Genomic DNA, 22,353 nt, shown 5'->3' with positions numbered 1-22,353 from the left:
GAGCACGCCCAGGCCCGCGCCCAATACCACCAGGCAAGCCGCTCCATCCCCTGGTCCTCCGCGACCACGAGCAGCGGCCTCGACAGCTTGAGCACCACCCGCCGCCCCATCCTCAAGTCATCCGCCGCGTACAGCACCGCCCATCCCGCCCACGCCCAGCACGCCCTGCAGCAGATAGGCTCCCAGGCGCGTCCCTGGCGGCAGGACCGGCTCCTCCCGCGCGCCCGGCAACGTCGCCGCGCCCGGGTCCCACCGCGTAAGCGCCTCCGCCCCACGCTCAACGGCGACTGCACCCGGCAGGGAGGAGCCGGACGCCACCAACACCCGGCAGTCCGCGCAACCGTCGAGGTGCGCTTCCACCACCGCCACCTTCCCCCACGGGAGCCGAGCCACTGGCGAAGGCCGCGCGCAGGTTTCTCATCCAGACATGCGGACATCGGAGGACGGTGCAACGCGTTCATGGCGCGCCTCGAATCATCACAGCCCGGTCCGCGCCGAACAGCCCACCCGGCGGGGGCGATGGCGCCACCCGGGTGTCCCCGCCCTCGGAGGCAGCGCCGCTGGCTCGCCGACCCGACCTCCCACCTCGTGTCAGCCCCTCCCTGTAGACAGGTCATCGTGGAAGGAACGTTCCTTCCAAGCGACGGCCGCGAAGGCAGGGGGATGGGCGGATGTACACGTTGGCGGAGATGCGCGCTTTCAGGCTGCGTGACGCGGCGGAGCTGCTGGCACAGCGGGGTTTCGACAACGTCCGGGCCGCGGAACTCGCGCGTGCGACACGGCTCTCGGTGGGCTCGCTGTACCGTTACTACGGCAGCAAGCAGGGCATCGCGCGAGCGATACGGACCCTCACCGAGCGCGAGCTGTCCTACACGGGTTTCGTCGCCTACCAGATGGCGGACGGTGATCCGCTGAGACAGGGGTTTCGCGACGTCTTCATCGCCTTCTGGCGCGAGTTCGCGACCTGGGCGCTGTTGCAGCCCCACCTCGTGGGCTTCACCTTCCTTCACAACCATCCGGACACGGACACACCCGGTGAGCATGACGGACGGACGCGCGCGCAGGTGCTGGAGGTCCTCGAACATGGCGAGCGCGAGAAGGTGTTTCCCGAAGGCCGCACCTGGCTCCATGAGTGCATGGTGTGGGGCGTGCTGTCGGAGCTCGTGCGCCGGGCGGGACGGGGCGAGGTCGTGAGCGAAGAAGACGTCGACACTGCCGCGGAGGCCCTCTGGAGAGCGCTCTCTTCAGATGAGCCCTCCAAGCCTCGAAGTGGTGGCAATCCGCCTCCGGGACGCGAACACGCGCATCCAATGCCCACGGCGGACACGTCAGCTCAGGCAAGCGTAGAGGTGGCGCCCATCGCATCGGCTGAACCGTCCCCAGCCACGATGAGCCCACGTGAGCAAGTGCTGCCCGAGCCCTTATCCGGCGCTGCCCCCGTGTTCACCAAGAGCGCGGCGGCAGGTGAAGCACCGCCCTCGTATGCGCCTTGTCCCAGGCCGGTTCCGTCGGAGCGAAGCGCTGGTTCAGCGGTGCCCACGCCCCTCGTCCCCGCGCGGAGGAACGCGGACGCCGTTCATGGCACATGGTGGCACCATGACCGCCGATACCCTGCATCAATCGGTGACGACGATGCGGTAGCTGCTGCGCTCGTGTTCGGGCGCCACCGCCACCCACGCACACGAAGAACCGGACGCGGCGCCCGTGGCGTTCAACCGGAAGGTGCTCCTCACACCCGAACATGCGCTGGCGGCCTTCCGGCAGACGCCTCAGTGGTCGCGGCAGGTGGAGATGACACCCCGCTTCGCCCGGGAGCTGCGCGCCCTGAAAGGGCTCTCCCTGGACCTGGAGGCCTACGCCAGGTGCACACGTCCACACTCGTCCTGTTGGGAGCGAACAGCCCGGAGGTGCTCCTGGCCCGGCCGTGCGCTGGCGCGGACGCTGGCCCACGTCACCGCGCCGGAATTGCTGGCGCGCGAGGTCTCCGCGTTCCTCCGCGAATCGCCCGCGCGCCTGAGTCCTACATGGACACGGACTTGCTCGGGTCGAGCTGCTTCTTCTCCGGCTCGCGCGTCCGGGCCTGCGTGTCGGCCTTCTTCGAGGCGTCCTGGCGCTTGCGTGGGGCCTCGACCTCCGCCTTCACCGGCGCCTCGCAGTGGTCACCCTTCCGGTTCGGGTGGCAGTGCCGGATGCCATACACATGGTGACACCCACAAGGGTCCACCCGCTTCTTCGCGCACGCGGAGGGATTGAACACCGGGGCTGCTACCGCCACCGGCTTCTGCTCCTTCTCCACGGGTCCCGCCTGCAACGCCACCGCCAGGAAAATCCCACCAAGGAAACCCATCGCCCACCCCCTACCTGGATGCTGCGGAATGGATGGGAATGGAATCCGGACGTGACAAGTCCCAAGGCGATAGGAACCTCGCCGTCCGCTCGCGGGCTGACTTTCGCCCGGCCGGGCACGCCCCGGCCGCGGCCGCGTGCGGCTCCGAATTCGCTCGCCTTCCCGCCTGTGCCCCCAGCATCCTCTGCTCCTGTTTTCGGGTTTCGGCTCCTGGCGTCAGCTTCCCTGGACGCTCCCGTCGCTGCCGCGTGTTCATCCCAGCTGGGGGATTCGAGTCATGAGTTGGAAGCAGCGGCTGGAGAAGGTCTCAGAGGGCCATTACGTCCTGGCGAAGACCAAGAGCATGAAGGTCGATGCGGACCTGTTCCTGTCCGACAAGTTGCTGTGGGGGGAGGGCCCCGAGCAACCTGGACTGGAGGACTCCGTCTTTGACCAGGTGGTGAATGCGGCATCCTTCCCCGGGGTCACCCGCGTGGCCGTCACGCCAGACTGTCACCTGGGCTACGGCGTGCCCATTGGCACGGTGGTGGAGACGGACGGCATCCTCCTGCCCACCGCCGCCGGCTACGACATTGGCTGCGGCATGGTGCAGTTGCAGACGACGCTCACCGCCGAGGACGTCGCCGACGCCACGAAGCGCCGCCGCTGGATTGACGAGGTGACCCGGCGCATCGCCGTGGGCGTGGGCGCCAGCCGCGTGCAGAAGCAGCGCAGGGTGACGGACCGCACCTTCGCGGACGTGGTGCGCCACGGCGCCAAGGCCCTGGGCCGGGGCTCGTCCGTCACCGAGCGCGACTACATCCCCGTCGAGGACGACCGGGTGGACATCCCCGAGCGCGCCTTCGGCAAGCGTGAGCAGTTGGGCAGCCTGGGCGGCGGCAACCACTTCACCGAGATGCAGGTGGACCAGGACGGCCGCGTGTGGGTGATGCTGCACACCGGCAGCCGCGGCTTCGGGTGGAACATCGCCAAGCACTTCTTCGTGGAGGGCGCCGCGCAGTTGGGCCTCAAGCGCCGCAGCGAGGACCATGTCTGGCTGGACGCGGAGAGCCCGCTGGGCCGCGACTACTGGAACCTCCACAACATGGCGGCCAACTTCGCGGTGGCCAACCGGCTCATCATCGGTGAGGCGGTGTGCGCCGCGCTGGAGGACGTCTTCGGCGGCACGGCCAGCGTGTATTACGAAATCTCCCACAACCTCATCCAGAAGGAGGCGGGGAAGTTCGTCGCCCGAAAGGGCGCCACGCGCGCGTTCCCCGGAGGGCACCCCGCGCTGAAGGGCACCCCCTGGGAGAAGACGGGCCACCCCATCCTCATCCCGGGCTCCATGGAGACGGGCAGCGCCATCCTCTTCGCCGAGCCGGGCGCGCAGAAGTCCATCTATTCGGTGAACCACGGCTCCGGCCGCCGCCTGTCGCGCGGCGAGGCGAGGCGCGTGCTGAAGCAGGACGCCACCGACAAGCGCCTGGCCGAGGCGGGCATCCTCCTCAACACCCGCCAGACGCCGCTGGACGAGTCCGGCCCCTGCTACAAGAACCTGGACGACGTCCTGGCGACGGTGGAGATGGCGGGGCTCGCCCGGGTGGCGCACCGCCTCAAGCCGGTGGCCTGCATCAAGGGCGCGGACTGAGGCGGCCCGGGCGGGGCCTGGCCGCCTGTCTGCTGGCGGGCACCCGGGCGCGGCCAGCCCCGGGTCATTTCCGGGTCGGCGCGTAGGGCTCGTGGGGTCGTCCAGGGGACGCTACAGTGGGAGGCCCTGGAGTCTTTCGCCCATGAGCTCGCCGTCCCCTGCTGCCCGCATGCCCCCGGCTGTCTCCCGTGAAGCGGAGCTGGCTCACGCCGAGAGCGAGCTGTTGACGCTGGAGGCCCGGCTCCATGAACAAATCGCCCAGGCCACGGCGGAGGCGTCCGCGCTGGCCACCCGGCTGGAGCAGGCGCGGCAGGCGCTGACGCGAGCCCACCAGGCCCCCGGCGCCGACCCCATGCTGGGGGAGCAGTCCTCCCGGCTTCAGCTGGCCGCGGCGCCCGCGCTGGACGTGGAGGCGCCGCGCGCCCGGGCGCTGGAGGCACGGCAGGTGGCGCTCCAGGCACGGCGGCAGGCGGGTTCGGAGATGCAGTCGCTGCTGCGGGCACACCAGGAGCAGGCGGCGCAGGTAGCCCGTGCGGTGGCCGAGGCGGAAGCGGTGCTCAAGCGTCAGGCCGAGGCGGCCAAGGCCCGCCAGGAAGCCGTGTCGCGGGCAGCGCACGAAGCAGCCAAGGCCCGGCAGGCCGAGCTGGCTCGGGCGGCCGCCGCGGCGAGGGCCCAGGGGCACGCGCCCCTTCCAGCAGCCGCGGCACGGCCCGCCGCAACGCCGGAGAACGACGCGCGGCGCAACGGACGGGTGCGGATGCACACCTCCATCGACATGCGCAGCGACTCCAACTTCTTCACGGGTTTCTCACTGGACATCAGCGAGGGCGGCGTCTTCATCGCCACGGTGGACGCGGTGCCGCGCGGCACGCAGGTGGAGCTGGACTTCACGCTGCCGGGCGGACGGCCCATGAAGGTGACGGGCGTGGTGCGCTGGGTGCGCGAGGCCAATTCCCGCACGCCGGAGCTGATGCCGGGCGTAGGTGTGCAATTCACCGGGCTGCCACTGGAGGTGGCCAGCGCCATCTCCTCGTTCGTCACCACGCGCGACCCGATGTTCTTCCCGGATTGAGCCTGAGACAGATGCCTTCACGACACGCGGGCGCGATGTTTCACCCCATCCGTCGGGTAGCCGACCTCGTGGCACTCCCGCGCGCTGACAGGCGGGATTATCCTCCGCAGAAGACAGACACTCCGACGTCGAGTTCATGGCGCAAGCCAATGCAGCGGCGCCATGGAAGGAGATGACACCCGCATGAGCGCGCCTCATCGCAGCCCCACGGTCCTCGCCGGACGTCGTCCGCGCTGGGACTCCCGCCGCCGCGACGGCACTGCCCGTGCCCTGGAGGGCACTGGCACTCCGCCCGCATGTGCCGCCCTGGATGCGCCGGCGCCCGAGGTGGACAAGGTCAACCTCGCGCAGAAGCTGGCCCTCTTCTCCGAGCACTGGTCTCCGAAGGTGGTGGGCGAGCTCAACGGCCAACACGTCCGGCTGGCCCGGCTCCACGGCTCCTTCGTCTGGCACCAGCACGACGCCGAGGACGAGCTGTTCCTCGTGCTCCACGGCCAGCTGCGCATGGAGCTGCGCGAGCGCACGGTGGACGTGGGCCCAGGGGAGTTCATCATCATTCCCCGCGGCGTCGAGCACCGGCCCGTGGCGGAGGAGGAGGTCCACGTCCTGCTCTTCGAGCCCGCTACCACGCTCAACACCGGCAACGTCCGCGAGGAGCGGACAGCCGAGCACCTGCAGCAGCTCTGAGGCGGACGTCCAGGCACCCCGCCGGGCGGGCGAGCCTTCTGCCACACCGCTCCCGCGGATTCCTCCGTGGCGCCGCGCGGCGCACCTTTAGCGCTGGACCCGGGCCGCCCGAGCGGCTCCCTGCCGAGGAGCGGAAGCGATGCGCATCCACCACCTGAACTGCACCACCATGTGCCCACCGGGCGGACGGCTGGTGGACGGACGAAAGGGCTTCACGGGGCCCGCGGCGCTGACGTGTCACTGCCTCCTGGTGGAAGGCCGGCGGGGGCTCATCCTGGTGGACACCGGCTTCGGCCTGGAGGACGTGAGGCACCGGCGTCCCCGGCTGTCGCCCCTGTTCCTCGACCTGCTGACGCGACCCCAGCTCAACGAGGGCTCCACGGCCATCCGGCAGCTCGAGCGCATGGGCTTCCAGGCCAAGGACGTGCGCGACATCGTCCTCACGCACCTGGACTTCGACCATGCTGGAGGCCTGGACGACTTCCCGCACGCCCGGGTCCACCTGCTGTCGGACGAGTACCGGGGCGCCGTGGCCCAGGCGACGCCGTTGGACCGGCGCCGCTACCGGCCGTTGCAGTGGATGCACGAGACGCAGTGGGTGACGTACCCCTCCGGTGGAGACGGTGAGCGCTGGTTCGGCTTCGAGTGCGTGCGGGACTTGACGGGCCTGCCGCCGGAAATCCTGCTGGTGCCGCTGCCGGGCCACACCCTGGGCCACGCGGGCGTGGCCATCCAGAATGGCAGCGGGTGGCTGCTGCACGCCGGAGACGCGTACTTCTACCACGGGGAGATGGCCCCGGACCGGTACCGGTGCACGCCAGGGCTGCGCGCCTACCAGAAGCTGATGCAGAAGGACGGCTACCTGCGCTGGCACAACATGCGCCGGCTGCGCGAGCTGGTGCGGCGGCACGGACGGAACGTCACGGTGTTCTGCGCGCATGACTCGCTGGAGTTCGAGCTGCTGGAGGAGCAGGAGAAGGCGCCGGAGCTGTCACCCCTGCGGGCCTTCGTGGACACCCAGCCGCCGCTGCACGCGTGACGCGCGGGCTCACAAATGAAGGGGCGCATCGGGTGGCTCGCGCAGCTCCGCGCCCAGCAGCATCAGCGGCAGCTCCACGATGAAGGCGGCGCCCTCGCTGGGGGTGCTCTCCACGCGGATGGTGCCGCCGTGCGCCTCCACCAGCTGCCGGACGATATAGAGGCCCAACCCGAAGCCCGCGTGCTGGCCACCGGCGGGCTCTCTTTCGAAGCGCTCGAAGATGCGCCGCTGCGCCTCCGGGGCAATGCCCACGCCCTGGTCCCTCACCACCAGCCGCGCCCGCGCCACGGCCGCGTGCTCCACCCGGACCTCCACCGGCCGTCCCCTGCCGAACTTCAGCGCGTTGGACAAGAGGTTCGTCACCACCCGGTCCAACCGCAGCCGGTCCCACCGACCCACCAGCCCCAGCTCCGCGTTGAACTCCAGCTTGCAGCCCGCCTCCGCCGCCTGCTCGGCGAAGCGCTCCACCACCTCATGCACCAGCTCCGACAGGTCCACCGGCGCCACGTCCAGCATCAGCTTCCCCGACGACAGCCGCGACAAGTCCAGCAGGTTGTGCAGCAGCTGCCCCAGCCGCTGCGTCTGCTTCAGCGCCGCCGCCAGCCCGCCGCGCGCCTTCTGCTCCCCCGCGAGCTCCGTCCGCTGAAGCTTCCGCAGCAGCAACTGCAGCGTGTTCAACGGATTGCCCAGGTCGTGCGCCGCCACGCCGATGAGCTCCACCGCGTCCTGCGCCTCGCTCCAGAGCCGGGCGTTGTCCAGCGCGAGCGCGGCGCGGCCCACCACCTCCTCCACCAGGACCTGGTCCGTCATCGTCAGCCTGCGCTCCGGCGCGGACGTCAGCAGCACGAACACCCCGCGCGTCTGCTGCCCTACCCGCAGCGGCACGCCGAGGTAGGAGCGCACGCCCACCTTCTCCATCAGCGACACGTGCTCGGGGCCCTCCAGCCCCTCTGACAGCGCCTCCGGGGACACGTCGCTCGTGAGCTCGGAGCGCCCCGTGCGCAGCACCTGCCAGATGCCCCCCTGTGACTCGCGCAACGGGGGAAAGCGCCGCGCCGCGTCCCACAGCCAGGCCTCCTTCTCCGGCACCGCGTGCGCCACCGCGCGAGGCCAGAGGTCACCACCTGCCGTCATCAGGTAGAGCACACAGGCATCCGCCACCTCCGGCACCATGATGCGCGTCAGCTCGGCCACCGTCTGGTTGGGGTCCTGGAACTGGTGGAAGAGGCCCCCTGCCTCCGCCAGCACTTGCTGCGTGCGCTCGGCCTGGCGCCGCTCGGTGATGTCGCGCGTCACCTTGGCGAAGCCGCGCGGCTGCCCGCGCGCGTCCTGGAGCACGGTGATGTTGGTGTCCGCCAGGTAGCGCGAGCCGTCCTTGCGCACCCTCCAGCCCTCCGTGTGCAGCCGCCCGTCCCTCCGGGCCCGCGCCAGGTCCTTCTCCGGAATCCCCGCCGCCACCGCCTCTGGCGGGTAGAAGACGCTGGAGGGCTGGCCCAGGATTTCCGCCTCGCGGTAGCCCATGATGCGCTCCGCGCCCGGGTTCCAGCTCTCCACCTGGCCCCGCGCGTCCAACAGGAACAAGGCGTAGTCGCGCACCCCCTCCACGAGGAGTTGGAAGCGCTCGGCGCTGGCCTCGGCCTCCTGTTGGATGGGCCGCAGCTTGCGCGTCAGCGTCCACGCCAGCATCGTCGCGCCCGCCAGTCCCAGGCTCCCCGCGAGCAGGGACAGCCCGAGCGCGCTGCGGTCCGTGGCCAGGCTCTCATGGATGCCCTGGGACAGCCGGGCCTCCGTCTGCTGATGGAGCACCCGGAGGCTGTCCATGGCGCGGCGGCGCGTGTCCGCCACGTGGCCGTCGAAAATCTGCTCCAGTCGCTGGCGGGGCACGCCGTCCTCGCGCTCCAGGATGAGCGCCTGCATGGCCTCCTCGTGCTCCAGCTCCGCGTGGGAGACGGCCTCCAGCTGCGTGGCCAGGGGCTCCTGGGTGAGCCGGCGCTTCAGGGCTTCGTAGGTGGCGAGGAAGCGCTCGCGCGCGACGGACATGTCCTGGGCGAAGAAGACGTCTCCCGTCAAGGCGAAGCCCCGGCCGCTGACGACCTTGTCGTTGAAGGTCCGCTCCAGTTGCTTGATGTCCAGCACGTCTCGGGACAGTTCCAGGATGCGCGCCTTGTGGTTGGCCCGCACGGAGAGCAGCGCCACCACGGACGTTCCCGCCAGCACGAGCGCCACCACCAACGAGATGATGAAGCCGGCGCCCGCGCGCTGCGCGAACGTCCACGGACGTGCCACCTCCCCTCCTCCTCGGACGGTCCACCGCCCTTGCCCTCGGGCAGGGTGAGCCGCTCCGCACCCTGAATCCAGGGGCTCGCCGGGTGACGGGAACGTCGGAAACCGGGCGCTCGGGGGGACGGCGCCCGCGCCCGCGCGCCGCGGTGTGTGCACCGTCCAACCCCGCCTCACACCCTGGCTGGGCATGCGCGAAGCCCGGCCCCACGTTGGGCGCGGGTGGTGGCAAGGGCGGGACGGGAGCGCATGCGCGGAGCGGGGCGACGGGGAGCGGGGTTCTGGGCGTGCGGGCTGGTGCTATGGGTGGCGTGCAGCCAGACGCAGCCGTACGAGGACGCGGACAGCCGCCGGGGGGTGTCCGCCTGCGAGCCCATGACGTGCGCCTCCCAGGGCATGGACTGCGGCATCGCCATTGACGGCTGTGGCGGCACGCTCGACTGCGGCGCCTGTGGCCCCGGTGAGGTGTGCGGAGGCGGTGGCCGGCACAACGTGTGCGGCCCGGCGCCCTGCGAGCCCACCCCCTGTGAGGCCCTGGGGCTCAACTGCGGGCCGGTGTCGGATGGCTGTGAAGGCGTGCTCGACTGCGGCACCTGCGAGGCCCCCGAGTCCTGCGGCGGCGGGGGCACACCCAACGTGTGCGGCGAGCCCACCTGCACGCCGGACACCTGCGAGTCGCTGGCACGCGACTGCGGCGCCGTGCCGGACGGCTGTGGCGGCATCCTGGACTGTGGCGGCTGCGCGGACGGCCTGACCTGCGGCGGCGGCGGCGCGCCCAACGTGTGTGGCCGCGGCCTCTGCAAGCGGGCCACCTGCGACGCGCTGGGGAAGGACTGCGGGCAGGTGTCCGACGGCTGCGGCGGCATGCTCGACTGCGGCGGCTGCGCGGACGGCCTGACGTGTGGGGGCGGCGGCGTGCCCCATGTCTGTGGCCACCCACCGTGCACCCCGGGGACGTGTGAGACGCTGGGGAAGAACTGCGGGCCGGTGGCGGACGGGTGCGGCGGCATGCTCGACTGCGGCGGCTGCGCGGACGGCCTGACCTGCGGGGGCGGCGGCGAGCCCAACGTGTGCGGCGGCGGCGTGTGCACCCCGCTCACCTGCGAATCCCAGGGAAGGAATTGCGGCGCCGTGCCGGATGGCTGCGGCGGGCTGCTGGACTGCGGCGTCTGCCCGGCGGGTGAGACGTGCGGCGGGGGCGGCGTGGACCACGTCTGTGGCCGTCCCCTCTGCACACCGGCCACCTGCGAAGCGCTGGGCAAGGACTGTGGCACCGTGCCGGATGGGTGCGGCGGCGCGCTCCAGTGTGGGACGTGCGCGAATGGCGAGACGTGCGGGGGCGGAGGCACGCCCAACGTGTGCGCGGCGCCTTCCTGCCGCCCATACACCTGCGGCCTGCTGGGCAAGGACTGCGGCGCCGTGCCGGATGGGTGCGGCGGCGTGCTGGAGTGCGGCACCTGCACGGCGCCGGAGTCCTGCGGCGCAACGGGGGTCCCCAACGTCTGCGCGGCGAGCGCGTCCGTGTGCGTGGACCGGAACCTGGGCAGCGAGTTGCCGGTGATGGTGAAGGGCTCCACCGCGCACGCGGGGGATGACCACCTGTCCTCCTGCGGCGGGAGCGGCGCGCCGGACCGGGGCTTCCTGTGGACGGCGCCCAGGAGCGCGCTCTTCACCTTCGACACGGCGAGGTCGGCCATCCGCTCGCTCATCTCCGTGCGCAGCGGCGGCTGCGGGGGCGCGGAGCTGGCGTGCGCGAAGGACGGCATCAGCTACGGCGGCGGCGCGCGTGTCTCCGTGCCGCTGGTGCAGGGACAGACGGTGCTGGTGGTGGTGGACGCGGCGAGCCCGGACCGCTTCAGCGCGGGGTACTTCGAACTGCACATCGACGAGCTGCGGGCCAGCGAGGCGGGGGCCTGCTTCGACGGCATGGACAATGACGGGGACCGCTGGGTGGACTGCGCGGACACGGACTGTCATGACGCGCCGGGCTGCGGCGGCCGTGGCTGCGCGCACCATGATTTGGGCAGCGCGCTGCCGGTGACGTTCCACGGCGAGACGGCGGGCTCCGGTGATGGCTTCCAGGGCACGTGCGGCGCGCTGCTCCAACAGGACCGCGCGCACCTGTGGACGGCGCCCAAGGCGGGCACCTACGTCTTCGACACGGCCCCGAGCGAGTGGGGCAACGCGCTCTACGTGCTCACCGGTTGCCGGGGCACGGAGCTGGGCTGCGCCTCCAACCCGGACGGGGGCCCCCCAGGCTCGCCCGCCGTGAAGGTGACGCTGGAACAGGGCCAGGCAGTGCTGGTGGTGGTGGACGGCATGGCGAACCCCGACCAGGACACGCCCATCCGCTACACGCTGCACATCAGCGAGCACGCCGAGACAGAGACGGGCCGGTGCGCGGACGGCGCGGACAACGACGCGGATGGTGCCGCGGACTCGGCGGACTCCGACTGCTGGTAGCGGGGAGACGGCCCGGACGCCGTGGGGCTCACGTTAGCGGTGCGGCGCCTGCCGGTTCGCCTTCACGCCCCAGCACGAACGGCCGCCTCAGCCGCCCTGAGCAGGCACGGGCGCCGAGGCCGCGGGCTCCTCGCCCGGCGCGGCGAACGTCCCCGAGACGGGGTCCACGTTCCAGGCGGAGTACTGGTGCGTCTTCACGTCCCGCAGCTTCCCGTCCTCGTAGCAGACGGAATAGATGAGGAACTGCGGATTGACGAAGTTGGGCTGCCCGTAGCGGTAGCACTCCGCCCCATTGGCCTCCCGCTCCAGGGTGATGGGCCGCCCGAGCACGGCGCGCACCTGCTCCGTGGTCATCCCACCCCGCATGGACTTGAAGCCACTGGGCGTGACGATGCGGAACGTCCGCTCCTCGCCCTTGGCGATGGCCCAGAGGCCCACGACCAGCACCACCGGCACCAGGGCCGCCAGCAGGGCGCTCGCCCACCGCCCCCGGGGGACCTTGCCTTCCTTCTGGAAGGCCGTGAAGAGGCCGCTGGCCGTGTCCACCTGGGGGTTCGTCTCCGTCGCGCTCACGTCGCCTGACATGCAGTCCTCATATCGCGGATGCAACAAAGTCCACGCCACTCGCCCTTTCCCCCTACCCGCCCACCTGGGAGGGCCTACATCGCCTGACGGCTCCCTTTCCCAGGTAACACGCGAGTTTACAATGAGCAGGGGGTCGGCCTGCTACATCCCGTCCAAGGGAGCCAACGAGGAGTCAAGTCACCATGCCGAAACGCGGCGGCGGTCGCAGCGCCCCCCAGAAGCCCGCCAACCGGGACGTGCTCCCGGCCGGCGCGGAGTCGAAGGACACCGAGCTCTTCTTCAACCGGGAGCTGTCCTGGATGGCCTTCAATGACCGCGTCCTCCAGTTGGCCGAGTCCGCGGAGGTTCCGCTGCTGGAGCGGCTGAAGTTCATCTCCATCTACGCGCGCAACCTGGACGAGTTCTTCATGATTCGCGTCGCCCGTCTGCACGAGCAGATTCGCGACGGCGTGGCGCGCCTGGTTCCCGACGGAGCCTCCCCCAGCGACACCCTGGACAAGTTGCACGACGGCATCCTCAGGCAGACGCGGCGCCACGGCGACGCCTTCGAGAAGGTGCTCCGCCCCGCCCTGGCCGAGAAGGGCCTGCGCATCCTCTCCGCCAGGGAGTTGAACGCCGAGCAGCGCGCCCAGGTGGACCAGCGCTTCAAGGAGCAGATTTTCCCCGTCCTCACCCCGCTGGCCATCGGCCTGGGGCGGCACTTCCCCTACATCTCCAACCTGTCGCTCAGCCTGGCGGTGCTGCTGAGGGACCCGGACGCGGACGAGGAGAGCGTGGCCCGGGTGAAGGTGCCCAAGGAGCTGCTGCCGCGCTTTTTGCCCCTCAAGGGCAACGTCTTCGTGCCATTGGAGGAAGTCATCGCCCAGCACCTGGGGGACTTGTTCCCCGGCATGGAGGTGCTGAGCTGGAGCACCTTCCGCGTCACCCGCGACGCGGACTTCACCGTGTCCGAGGATGCGGAGGACTTGCTCAAGGCCGTGGAGACGGAGCTGCGCGAGCGCCGCTTCGGCGACGTCGTCCGCATGGAAGTCCAGGCCGGCATGAGCCCCAAGCTGCTCGAGCCGCTGGTGGAGGCCCTGGGCCTGGAGGCACGGCAAATCTACGAGGAGCACGGCCTGGTGGGCCTCAACGACTTGCAGTCCATCGCCTTCGCCCCGGGCTTCCCGGAGCTGAAGGACCCACCGTGGGTCCCCGTCACCCAGGCCCGCCTGCGCACGGACGCGGACGCGCCGGACGGCGGCACGGTGATGGCGTCCATGCGCCGGGGGGACCTGCTGGTCCACCACCCCTACGAGTCCTTCGCCACCTCCGTGGAGCGCTTCGTCACCGAGGCCGTGGCCGACCCGGACGTGCTGGCCATCAAGCAGACGGTGTACCGCACGTCGGACAGCTCGCCGCTGGTGCCGGCGCTGATTACCGCCACCGAGCGCGGCAAGCAGGCGGTGTGCATGGTGGAGCTGAAGGCCCGCTTCGACGAGCGCACCAACATCCGCTGGGCCAACGCGCTGGAAGAGGCGGGCGTGCACGTCGTCTACGGGATTCCGTCCCTGAAGACGCACGCGAAGGCCATCCTCATCGTCCGGCGCGAGGGCGACAAGGTGCGGCACTACGTCCACATCGGCACGGGCAACTACAACCCGAAGACGGCGCGCCTCTACACGGACATGGGCCTGTTCACCACGGACCCGGACATTGGCGCGGACGTGGCGGACGTCTTCAACTACCTCACCGGCTTCGGCCGGCCGAAGAGCTTCCGCAAGCTGCTGGTGGCCCCGCTCACCATGCGGCAGGGGCTGCTGGAGCAAATCAAGCGCACCGTCGCCGCGCACACGGCCGAGCGCCCCGCGCGCATCCAGATGAAGATGAACGCGCTGGTGGACCCCGGCATCATCCACGCCCTCTACGAGGCGTCCCGCGCGGGCGTGAGGGTGGAGCTGAACGTGCGCGGCATCTGCTGCCTGCGCCCGGGCGTCCCCGGCGTGTCGGAGAACATCCGCGTGGTGTCCGTGCTGGGCCGCTTCCTGGAGCACTCGCGCATCTACATCTTCGAGCGCGGCCCGGAGTTGCGGTGCTTCATCGGCTCGGCGGACCTGATGCCGCGCAACCTGGACCACCGCGTGGAAATCCTCGCGCCGGTGGAGGACGCCGCCCTGGCCGCCCAGGTGAAGGACTCGCTGGAGCGCTGCATGGCCGACACCACGTCCGCCTGGGAGCTGACGGCGGACGGGAGCTGGCGCCGCCGACAGCCACGCGCCGGAGAGGAGAAGCGCTGGGCCCAGGGCGAGATGATGGAGCGCGCCCAGCGCATCGCCCAGGTCCAGGGCGGCCGTCCGCTGTCCTGAACAGCGGCGGCGCTCGCGCTCAGATTTCGTGCTGGACGAAGTGGAACGCCGCCACGCGGTACGACTGCGGGAAGAGCACCACGTAGACGTGGTGGTAGTCATTGGCACCCGGGGCCATCGGGATGCGGGTGTAGTAGTGGGCCACCCGCGGCGTCTCCGTGCCGTTGCCCAACGCGGCGGGCAGCGCCGACACCAGCTCGGGGAACCAGTAGTCGTTGCTCGCGACGAGCTCCGCGTAGGTCAGGTCCGGCAACCGCTCGAACTGGTAGTACTGCACGTCCTGGCCCAGCAGGGTGTACAGCGCCAGGTCCGCCACCGGGTCCAGGCTCCACGGCACGCCCGCCACGCCTGGCACGGAGTACGTCTCGAGGACGCCGTCACACCAGCGCTCCCCGGTGTTGCACCGCGTGTTGCCCGCCGTCAGCGCCGCCTGCAAGCCGCTGCTCAGCGGCAGCTCGCCCAGCTCCAGCGGGCCCACGCCGTAGTAGGCCCGGTAGAAGGCCTGGCACACCGGCCACATCCGCTCCATGAAGGTCGACAGGCCGTCCGCGCACCAGGGCTTCGGGGCGGACGGCGCACAGCCTTCCACGTAGGCGTGGTAGGCGTCCGTCGCGTCGGTGCAGGCCGCGAAGGCCTCCGCCGCCGTGTGGGGCCGGCCCAGCACCGGGTCCACCTCCTCCACCAGCGCCTGCACGCAGACCTCGATGCGCGTGGCCACGTCCAAATCACACGCGGCGTACACCGCCGGGTCCACGCACTGGCCGTTGAGGCAGTTCAGTTGGAGCCGGAAGCGCTTGCCCACGCCCGTCCCCGTGGACACCACGGCCAGGTACTCACCACCCTGGGGCAAGGACAGCGACGCAATCTTGCTCAGCTGCCCGTAGCCCGCGTCGTCGTCCTGGGCCACCACCGTGGTGCCGTAGCTGCCGCTGGCATCCTTCGGGCCGTACACGAACAGGCCCGTGTCCAGGTACATGCTGCTGCCCAGGTGCGTCACCTCGAGCTTCACCTGCGCGCCGGCGGCCGCCGAGAAGGCGAAGGAGAGGTACTGCGGCTGCGTGGTGAACTGCGTCTGCACCGAGCCGCCCAGGCTCAGCGGCCCCATGAAGGCCGTGGCGTCCAGGATGTTGCCGCTCGGCGGCGCCGGAGGGGGATACAGCACCCCCTGCTCGCGCGCCCCCAGCTCCGCGTCACCCTCGTCCGTCAGCTCCGTGGGACTGCACGCGCCCAGCAGCAGCGCGGAGAGCACCCAGCCCATCGACTTCGTCAGCGTTCCACGCATGAGTCACTTCCTTCCAAGGAAAGTCACAGCTCCTACTCTTCGATGGGCGCCTCGTGCCATTGCTGGTGGTTGAGCGAGGGGTCCCGGTTCGGGTCGTAGTTGGGGTTGTTCGACGGGACGTATTGCCCGTTGCCGTTCATCCAGTACTGGTTGGCGCCCGAGCGCACCTGGTGGCGCTGACCGTCGGCGGCGTCGCGGACCGTCTCCTCGTCCTTGATGTAGTTGAGGAAGCGGTGGTGGTTGCGGTCCGACGCGGCGTTGCCCTGCGCGTAATTGGAGGCGATGGCCTGGTTGATGGCGTCGTTCTTCTCGTGGAAGGCCCTCTGTTGAGCCTCGAAGGCGGCCTTGTTCGCCTGCATGCGCTGGTTGTGGGCCGCCCAGCTGCCGCGCTCCCGGGCCATCTCCGCCTGATTGTAGGCCCGGACGTATTCGGGGTTGTAGCGGGTGTTCGCCAGGGCGTTGAGGAGGATGTCCTTGCTCTCCTCGTACCGCTCCTTCGGCGCCTCGAGCGCATGGCAGTAGTAGTTCCACGTCACCATGTTCCCGAGGTTCGTCGCGCTCAGGTGGACGACAATCAGGTAGGGGGCGCCGTGTTTGTCCTCCCACTCCGTCACCCGCGCGAGGAAGCGCTGCTGCATGGGCCCCACCTTGTAGAGCAGGTCCGAGAAGCCCTTGTTGGACGCCGCGATTTTCGGCGCGTCGTATTGCTTCACCAGCTTGCTGCCGTCCTTCTTCGCGGTCGGGACCAGGTCCTGCTGGATGACGTCCTGGATGGAGGTGAAGGCCCGCATCTTCCCGCCCGAGCGGCGGACCGCCGCCTGCATCATCGCGTCGTTGGAGGACACGAACGTCCGCATGGGGAACATGTAGACATTCACGTTGCCCGGCCCGCTCATGGCGGCCTTGCCGTTGTTGAGAATCCAGTTGTCCGGCAGCGGCAGCGTCGCCATCTCCAGGAACTTGTCGTCCAGCAGCTTGTGCTGGACGAGCTTCCCATTGGGCTCGGCGCGCGCCAGGGCCTTGGCTGGCGCCTGCGCCGGACTGTTCCCCTGGAGCTTCTCCCGGTTCTCGCTACAGGCCAGGAGCGTCAGGAAAAACACCGTGGGAACAATCGCGTTCTGTCGCATGGGCGGGGTGGTCTCTTCTGGGAGCCAGACACCTGGAGTGTGTCTGTTTTCTCCCAGCGTATCATGCCCTCCGGCTCCGCCCGGAGCCCTGGGGCCTCAGCGCTCGGCGTCCTCGCGGCGGTGGGCTTCCACCTCGCGGACCTCGCGCCACTGAATCCACCCCTCGCGCGCGGCGTGACGGGCGGCCTCGGTGGTGTCATCCACCACGAGCATCTGGCTGCCCGCGGCGCGGATGTCCGCGGCGATGAGCGCCAGCTCCTCGGCCCGGCGCTGATGCCCGGGCACGTTGCGGATGTAGACGCAGTGGATGCGCCCGGGGAACTCGCGGACGATGGTGCGGTAGTGCTCCGCGTCCTCCTGTCCGCTGTCGCCAATGAGGATGAAGGGCAGGTGCGACAGCGTGCCCAGCACCGCGCGAATCTTCTCCAGCTTGTGCCCATGGCCCCCGCCCGGCGCGAAGCCCTGGCTGGACAGGCCCCAGTCGCGCAGCAGCAGCGGACCGGTGGGGATTTTGTGCAGGGAGAGGAACTCGTCCAGGTGCTCGTAGAGGTTCCACGGGCTGCTGGACACGTAGAAGATGGGGTTGTCCGCGCTCGTGCCCCGGCCGTGCTGGAGCGCGGCGTAGAAGGCGTCCACGCCCGGGAAGGGCAGCCGCACGCGGTGCTCGGTGAGGAAGAGCGCCCAGGCCCGCTTCAGCACGTCGGTGACGCCGGTGACGATGACGGTGTCGTCAATGTCGCTGATGACGCCGAACTCCGCGCCGGGCCCGGCCATCCGCACCGGCGCGGCCACGCGGGGCACGCCCTCCGCGTCCGGCGACAGCAGCTCCAGCTCCACCATGTGCCAGCCCGAGCGCACCCCGTCCGGCGGAGGCACCCACAGCTCCAGGAAGCCCTCCTCGTCGGTGGTGCCCTCCCAGCGCTTGTCGCCCCACCGCACCGCGACGTGCGCGCCCGGGACTTCGCGCGTCATGTAGCGCTTGTAGGAGGCCACCGCGCTGCCCACCAGCGTGTAGCGCTCCTGCGGCGGGCGCACGTTGCGGTCCTCCAGCACGCGGGCCTTGATGACGGCGCGCTCGGGCGTGCCGTAGCCCCGGTAGGGGAGGATGCGCAGCGGCGGCGCGACTCCCAGCTTCTGGCGAAGCTTGCGGCTCAGCGCGTCATAGTGGGCGTCCACGCGGACGGCGAGTCGGTAGAAGCGAGGAAGAAAGTCGGCCATGGCGCGGGGCGTAACGGTGTGTGGAGCCTGACTCTAGAGGAGTCCAGCGATTGAGCGGCACAAACCGGTGAGGGTCCACTGGCGGACCGTCGCAGCCCATGCCTGCCGCGGTGTGCGTATCCGCCATGCAGTCCCCACTCGACCTGGAGCCTCGCCTTGCCGCGTCAATCCCCCCGCTGGTGCCTCGCCGCCGCCGTCGCCGTGCTGCTCGCCGGGACGGCCGCTTCCTCGCAGTCCTCCTCCAGCATCACCTTCCAGTCGCCCGCCCAGGGCTGGAACGTGCTCGCCTCCTCCAACCCGCTGCCCTTCGGCTCCACCGCGGCCATCCACTACAGCGCGGACCGGCTGCCGCAGTGCCGCGGCGACATCAACGGCACCACGCCCGGGTGGACGATTACGGGCTACTACCAGTTCAACAACGGCCCGGTGCAGCGCTTCTGGGTGGCGGGCTTCTCGTCCACGCCCAACCCGCCCGCGCCGTCCATTCCGCTCCACACGCTGGGCACGCTGGCCGTCTGGTTCGAGAACACCAGCCGCTGGGGCTGCCAGGCCTGGGATTCGAACTTCGGCAACAACCACCTCTTCACCGTGCAGTGACGGCGAGCCCGTGGGCGCGGGTTGCGTCGCCGCGCCCACGGGGCTTGCTTGTCGCGCTCAGCGGGGCCCGGTGACGAGCTCCGCGCGGCCCAGGGGGCTGTGGCCCTTGTCCAGCAGCCGCCGCGCGGCCAGCACCGACACGCAGTCATCCGTGCTGTGGATGTCACCGTAGAAGGTGAGCAGCGTGGCCGGGTCCACCACGCGAATCCCGCCGGCGTCCACGGACGGCACGCGCCGGACGAAGACGTCGAGGAGGATTTTGCCGCCCGCATCGTGCCGGGCGTAGCGGTAGAAGTGCGTGGAGGTGGCGTCGAAGCGCGTCCAGATGCGGTGGTAGCCGCGCGCGGTGAGCACGGCAATCAGCTCCGGAAAGCGCGCGGGCTCGACGAAGAGGTCCACGTCCTTGTGGTCGTGGAAGCGCTTGAGCTCCTCGTGCGGCGGGGCCATGAAGTGCCAGGCCCAGCCGCCCGACACCGTCACCCAGGGCGCCAGGGCGCGCACCTCCGCCTCGCAGGCGCGCGGCGGGCCTCAGTCCCGCCGGCCCAGCGTGCGGTCCAGGTTGTACGCGGAGCTGATGAGCGCCAGGTGCGTCAGCGCCTGCGGGAAGTTGCCCAGGGCCTCGCCGGACATGCCCGTCTGCTCCGCGTACAGGCCCACGTGGTTGGCGTAGCCCAGCATCCGCTCGAAGATGAGCCGCGCCTCCTCCAGCAGGTCCGGCCGGGCCACGCTCGCGCGCGTCATCGCCTCCACCAGCCAGAAGCTGCAGAGGTTGAAGGTGCCCTCGCTGCCGGCAATCCCATCCAACGTGGCCTCCACGTCGTAGCGGAACACCAGCCCGTCCGACGCCAGGCCGCCCTGGGACGGCGGCTTGCGCATGACATCCAGCGTCTGGAGCATGCGTGGGTCCACCGGGGACAGGAAGAACACCAGCGGCATCAGCAGGTTCGCCGCGTCCAACGCATGACCGCCATAGTGCTGCACGAAGGCGCCACGCTCGGGGTTCCACCCCTTCTCCATGATGTCCTCGAAGATGGTGTCCCGCACCTTGTGCCAGCGGGCCCGGTCCGCCGGGAAGCTGCGCTTGTCCGCCAGCCGGATGGCCCGGTCCACCGCCACCCAGCACATCAGCTTCGAATAGACGAACTGCCGCTGCCCGCCGCGCACCTCCCAGATGCCCTCGTCCGGCAGCTCCCAGTTGTCACACACCCAGTCCACCAGCCGGCGCAGGTGCCGCCAGAAGTCATACGAGATGGGCGCGGCGTACTTGTTGGACAGGTACACGGAGTCCATCAGCTCGCCGTAGATGTCGAGCTGCAACTGGTCCGCCGCCCCGTTGCCGATGCGCACCGGACGCGCCCCGCCATATCCCGCCAGGTGCAGCAGCTCCTGCTCCTCCGGAACGCGCTTGCCGTCGATGCCGAACATCAAGGGCAGCGGCCCGGTGTCATACTCCGCGCAGCGCGCCTCCACCCAGCGCATGAAGGCGGCGGCCTCCTCCTTGAAGCCGATGCGGAGGAACGCGTACACGGTGAAGGCCGCGTCGCGCAGCCAGCAGAAGCGGTAGTCCCAGTTGCGCGTGCCACCCGGTGACTCGGGCAGGCTGCACGTAGGCGCCGCGACGATGGCCCCCGTGGGCGCGAAGGTCATCAACTTGAGCGCCAGCGCCGAGCGCTGCACCGTCTCCCGCCACCGGCCCCTGTACTGACAGCCCGACAGCCAGTGGCGCCAGTACTCCACCGTCTCCCGGAAGAGGTCCTCGGAGGACTGGTGGTCATGCACCACCGCCTCGCAGGACGTGCGCGCGCCCGGGTGCAGGGAGAAGACGGCGGACTGGTTCTCACGCAAGGTGAAGGACGCGGTGACGCCCCGCTCCGCCTGCTGCAGCGGCACCGACGAGGACACCGTGAGCTGGAGCGTCTGGGAGGAGAAGGTCGCCCCGCTGCGGATGAGCTTCGTCTCGTGCGGGTCCCTGGCGTAGTTGAAGGCCGGGAAGCACTCCATGCGGAAGGTCATCTCCCCGCGCACCACGCGCACGCGCCGGAGGAGTTCCCGCTCCTCCTTCACGCCCTTCTTGCCTGCCATGGGCATGAAGTCCACCAGCTCGCCCACGCCGTCCGGCGTGTAGAAGCGCGTCACCAGCACGTTGGTGTCCGGCCAGTAGAACTGCCGCTTCATCACCCCGTCGGGCTCCGGCGCGACGCTCCAGTGGCCTCCCTTCTCAGGGTCCAACAGCGCGGCGAAGACACTGGGACTGTCGAAGTGCGGAAAACAGAACCAGTCGATGGTGCCCTCGTTGGCCACCAGCGCCACCGTCCGCAGGTCACCGATGACGCCGTGGTCCTCGATGGCCACCGGCTGTCCCGTCACCGAAGCGCCGCCGCTTCCCGTTGCCATGAGTCGCTCCTTGTCGAAGGGGTCAGATGAAGCGGATGACGTCCTTGATGCCGCCAGCCTTCTTGCCAGTGACGACGTCATGGTAGTCCTCGGGCGAGTGCCGGGCACAGATGAGCCGCTCCAGCCCCCCGGGCCAGCGGGCCTGGAAGTGCCGCAGGTCCTCCAGCGCCATGTCGAAGTCGACATCCGCCGCGTTCACCGTACCTACCAGCACCTGGTTGCCCAGCACCATGTCCTTGAGCACCGGGGACACGTCGAAGGGCTCCTCCTTCGACGGCACGCCGGTGAGGATGCAGACGCCGTTGGGTCCCAGCGCCTTCAGCGTCTCCAGCGCCGCCTTCGCCACGCCCGCGGCCTCGTAGATGACGTCCGCGGCGCCGACCCTGCGGACCAGCTCCTCCGGCCGCACCTCCTTCGAGGAGAGGTAGGGCACACCCAGCGCCTCCGACGCCTCGGCCTTCGCGTTGGGCTTGGGGCTGCGCGAATACACCGTGGTGGCATGACCCCGGCGCACCAGCGCCATGGCGCCCAGCAGCCCCACCGGCCCCGCGCCCAGCACCACCGCGCGGCCCGGGCCCGCCTTCCACGGCAGCCGGTCCTGGAGGCGCTCCAACTGACGGAGGGACTTCTCCGCGATGGTGAGCGGCTCGGTGAGCACCGCCACCTCGCGCAGCTCCGTGGGCACCCGGTGCAGGTAGGCCGCGTCCTCCACGAAGTACTCGGCGCCGAAGCCGTGGGCGCCCTTGATTCCCCGCTCGGTGTAGTCGCCGGTGATGCAGAAGTCCGGGTGGCCCCCGCGGCACGGCGGGCAGGTGGCATGCGGGCACGGCCGGCGCACGCGCGGCACCACCCAGTCGCCGCGGCTGAGACCCCGGACGGCCTCGCCTACCTCCACCACCTCGCCCAGGCACTCGTGGCCCAGGATGAGGTGGTCCGAGCCCGGCGGTGGGGAGCCGTAGACGAACTCGATGATTTCCTTGTCCGTGCCACACACCCCGATTTCCCGCGTCCGCACCTTCACCTGCGTGGGTGACTGGATGCGGGGCTCGGGGGCGTCGGTGATGACGCGCACCTCGCGCTGCTGGGGGAAGACGGCCACGGCCTTCATACGGCCTCCTTGCGCTGCACGTCCCGGCACGTTGCCAGGCGCGGACGGGACACGGTGCTGCCTGCCAGGTACGGCTGCTCGCTCAGACACGGACGTGTGGCGCCGCGGGCCCGCTGGTGAACAGCGCCCGCGCCCGCGTTGCCCAGGGGTCAACGCTGTGCATGCACGAAACCGCTGCCCAC

Annotated in this window: 17 protein-coding genes and 1 pseudogene; 8 read left to right on the top strand and 10 right to left on the bottom strand. The window is 70.3% G+C overall.

Annotated elements, in window-relative coordinates; genetic code table 11:
• Positions 1 to 117: 117 nt before the first annotated feature.
• The gene (locus HV826_RS37425) at positions 118 to 360 is read right to left on the bottom strand and encodes a hypothetical protein (RefSeq protein WP_255217390.1); all 243 of its coding nucleotides are present in this window, start codon (positions 358 to 360) and stop codon (positions 118 to 120) included.
• 311 nt (positions 361 to 671) lie between these two features.
• On the opposite strand from HV826_RS37425, the pseudogene HV826_RS37420 reads away from it, so the two are divergent.
• Positions 672 to 782: pseudogene (locus tag HV826_RS37420) on the top strand (hypothetical protein); the annotation flags it as partial.
• Positions 783 to 2,020: 1,238 nt separating this feature from the next.
• On the opposite strand, the gene HV826_RS24395 reads toward HV826_RS37420, so the two are convergent.
• On the bottom strand, positions 2,021 to 2,347 hold the full coding sequence (locus HV826_RS24395; RefSeq protein WP_176419406.1) for a hypothetical protein: 327 nt from the start codon (positions 2,345 to 2,347) through the stop codon (positions 2,021 to 2,023).
• 277 nt (positions 2,348 to 2,624) lie between these two features.
• On the opposite strand from HV826_RS24395, the gene HV826_RS24390 reads away from it, so the two are divergent.
• From HV826_RS24390 to HV826_RS24375, 4 genes are all read left to right on the top strand, one after another.
• Positions 2,625 to 3,977, top strand: a complete 1,353-nt coding sequence (locus tag HV826_RS24390) for an RtcB family protein (RefSeq protein WP_176419405.1) — start codon at positions 2,625 to 2,627, stop codon at positions 3,975 to 3,977.
• Between the two features lie 142 nt (positions 3,978 to 4,119).
• Entirely contained in the window at positions 4,120 to 5,049 is a 930-nt protein-coding gene (locus HV826_RS24385; RefSeq protein ID WP_176419404.1) for a TIGR02266 family protein, read from the top strand.
• Positions 5,050 to 5,232: 183 nt separating this feature from the next.
• Entirely contained in the window at positions 5,233 to 5,736 is a 504-nt protein-coding gene (locus tag HV826_RS24380; protein WP_217917336.1) for a cupin domain-containing protein, read from the top strand.
• Positions 5,737 to 5,875: 139 nt separating this feature from the next.
• Positions 5,876 to 6,775: an MBL fold metallo-hydrolase gene (locus HV826_RS24375; protein WP_176419403.1), complete on the top strand. Its 900-nt coding sequence runs from the start codon at positions 5,876 to 5,878 to the stop codon at positions 6,773 to 6,775.
• A 9-nt stretch (positions 6,776 to 6,784) separates the two neighbouring features.
• Here the strand turns inward: HV826_RS24375 and HV826_RS24370 are convergent, their stop codons facing one another.
• The gene (locus HV826_RS24370; protein WP_176419402.1) at positions 6,785 to 9,061 is read right to left on the bottom strand and encodes an ATP-binding protein; all 2,277 of its coding nucleotides are present in this window, start codon (positions 9,059 to 9,061) and stop codon (positions 6,785 to 6,787) included.
• A 243-nt stretch (positions 9,062 to 9,304) separates the two neighbouring features.
• Between HV826_RS24370 and HV826_RS24365 the strand changes: the two genes are divergently transcribed.
• Positions 9,305 to 11,518: a tryptophan synthase alpha chain gene (locus tag HV826_RS24365; protein WP_176419401.1), complete on the top strand. Its 2,214-nt coding sequence runs from the start codon at positions 9,305 to 9,307 to the stop codon at positions 11,516 to 11,518.
• Positions 11,519 to 11,605: 87 nt separating this feature from the next.
• On the opposite strand, the gene HV826_RS24360 is transcribed toward HV826_RS24365, so the two are convergent.
• Complete coding sequence (locus HV826_RS24360; protein WP_176419400.1) at positions 11,606 to 12,103, bottom strand: hypothetical protein; 498 nt, start codon at positions 12,101 to 12,103, stop codon at positions 11,606 to 11,608.
• Positions 12,104 to 12,285: 182 nt separating this feature from the next.
• Between HV826_RS24360 and ppk1 the strand changes: the two genes are divergently transcribed.
• Positions 12,286 to 14,445 (top strand): polyphosphate kinase 1, encoded by a 2,160-nt coding sequence (gene ppk1, locus HV826_RS24355; RefSeq protein ID WP_176419399.1) that lies wholly within the window; start codon positions 12,286 to 12,288, stop codon positions 14,443 to 14,445.
• 19 nt (positions 14,446 to 14,464) lie between these two features.
• Here ppk1 and HV826_RS24350 read toward each other — a convergent pair whose 3' ends face one another.
• The 3 genes from HV826_RS24350 to HV826_RS24340 all read right to left on the bottom strand — a co-directional run bounded on the left by HV826_RS24350 (position 14,465) and on the right by HV826_RS24340 (position 18,072).
• Positions 14,465 to 15,727 carry a hypothetical protein gene (locus HV826_RS24350; RefSeq protein WP_176419398.1) on the bottom strand — a complete coding sequence of 421 codons (1,263 nt, stop codon included), beginning with the start codon at positions 15,725 to 15,727 and terminating at the stop codon, positions 14,465 to 14,467.
• A gap of 32 nt (positions 15,728 to 15,759) precedes the next feature.
• Positions 15,760 to 16,854: a hypothetical protein gene (locus HV826_RS24345; protein ID WP_176419397.1), complete on the bottom strand. Its 1,095-nt coding sequence runs from the start codon at positions 16,852 to 16,854 to the stop codon at positions 15,760 to 15,762.
• A 96-nt stretch (positions 16,855 to 16,950) separates the two neighbouring features.
• A complete protein-coding gene (locus HV826_RS24340) occupies positions 16,951 to 18,072 on the bottom strand; it encodes an App1 family protein (RefSeq protein WP_176419396.1) in 1,122 nt (373 codons plus the stop codon).
• Between the two features lie 156 nt (positions 18,073 to 18,228).
• Here HV826_RS24340 and HV826_RS24335 point away from each other — a divergent pair, with 156 nt between their 5' ends.
• Positions 18,229 to 18,669 (top strand): DUF6209 family protein, encoded by a 441-nt coding sequence (locus HV826_RS24335; protein ID WP_176419395.1) that lies wholly within the window; start codon positions 18,229 to 18,231, stop codon positions 18,667 to 18,669.
• A 57-nt stretch (positions 18,670 to 18,726) separates the two neighbouring features.
• On the opposite strand, the gene HV826_RS24330 is transcribed toward HV826_RS24335, so the two are convergent.
• Genes HV826_RS24330 through HV826_RS24320 form a run of 3 tightly spaced genes read right to left on the bottom strand, consistent with a single transcriptional unit; the run spans position 18,727 to position 22,171 of the window.
• Positions 18,727 to 19,170, bottom strand: coding sequence for a hypothetical protein (locus HV826_RS24330; protein ID WP_255217389.1), 444 nt, complete (start codon positions 19,168 to 19,170; stop codon positions 18,727 to 18,729).
• A 27-nt stretch (positions 19,171 to 19,197) separates the two neighbouring features.
• A complete protein-coding gene (locus HV826_RS24325) occupies positions 19,198 to 21,063 on the bottom strand; it encodes a glycoside hydrolase family 15 protein (RefSeq protein ID WP_176419394.1) in 1,866 nt (621 codons plus the stop codon).
• A 22-nt stretch (positions 21,064 to 21,085) separates the two neighbouring features.
• Positions 21,086 to 22,171 carry a glucose 1-dehydrogenase gene (locus tag HV826_RS24320; protein ID WP_176419393.1) on the bottom strand — a complete coding sequence of 362 codons (1,086 nt, stop codon included), beginning with the start codon at positions 22,169 to 22,171 and terminating at the stop codon, positions 21,086 to 21,088.
• Positions 22,172 to 22,353 lie beyond the last annotated feature (182 nt).

This window comes from Myxococcus sp. AM010 (genome assembly GCF_013372585.1).
GTDB lineage: Bacteria > Myxococcota > Myxococcia > Myxococcales > Myxococcaceae > Myxococcus > Myxococcus vastator.
The sequence above is the reverse complement of the archived record's forward strand: the minus strand, read 5'-3'. Positions and strand labels throughout refer to the sequence as shown.

Excerpts from the sequence above, each read along its gene's own strand:
- HV826_RS24395 (WP_176419406.1), bottom strand. The coding sequence starts at position 2,347 with ATGGGTTTCCTTGGTGGGATTTTCCTGGCGGTGGCGTTGCAGGCGGGA.
- HV826_RS24390 (WP_176419405.1), top strand. The coding sequence starts at position 2,625 with ATGAGTTGGAAGCAGCGGCTGGAGAAGGTCTCAGAGGGCCATTACGTC.
- HV826_RS24385 (WP_176419404.1), top strand. The coding sequence starts at position 4,120 with ATGAGCTCGCCGTCCCCTGCTGCCCGCATGCCCCCGGCTGTCTCCCGT.
- HV826_RS24380 (WP_217917336.1), top strand. The coding sequence starts at position 5,233 with ATGAGCGCGCCTCATCGCAGCCCCACGGTCCTCGCCGGACGTCGTCCG.
- HV826_RS24375 (WP_176419403.1), top strand. The coding sequence starts at position 5,876 with ATGCGCATCCACCACCTGAACTGCACCACCATGTGCCCACCGGGCGGA.
- HV826_RS24365 (WP_176419401.1), top strand. The coding sequence starts at position 9,305 with ATGCGCGGAGCGGGGCGACGGGGAGCGGGGTTCTGGGCGTGCGGGCTG.
- HV826_RS24360 (WP_176419400.1), bottom strand. The coding sequence starts at position 12,103 with ATGTCAGGCGACGTGAGCGCGACGGAGACGAACCCCCAGGTGGACACG.
- ppk1 (WP_176419399.1), top strand. The coding sequence starts at position 12,286 with ATGCCGAAACGCGGCGGCGGTCGCAGCGCCCCCCAGAAGCCCGCCAAC.
- HV826_RS24350 (WP_176419398.1), bottom strand. The coding sequence starts at position 15,727 with ATGCGTGGAACGCTGACGAAGTCGATGGGCTGGGTGCTCTCCGCGCTG.
- HV826_RS24345 (WP_176419397.1), bottom strand. The coding sequence starts at position 16,854 with ATGCGACAGAACGCGATTGTTCCCACGGTGTTTTTCCTGACGCTCCTG.
- HV826_RS24340 (WP_176419396.1), bottom strand. The coding sequence starts at position 18,072 with ATGGCCGACTTTCTTCCTCGCTTCTACCGACTCGCCGTCCGCGTGGAC.
- HV826_RS24325 (WP_176419394.1), bottom strand. The coding sequence starts at position 21,063 with ATGGCAACGGGAAGCGGCGGCGCTTCGGTGACGGGACAGCCGGTGGCC.
- HV826_RS24320 (WP_176419393.1), bottom strand. The coding sequence starts at position 22,171 with ATGAAGGCCGTGGCCGTCTTCCCCCAGCAGCGCGAGGTGCGCGTCATC.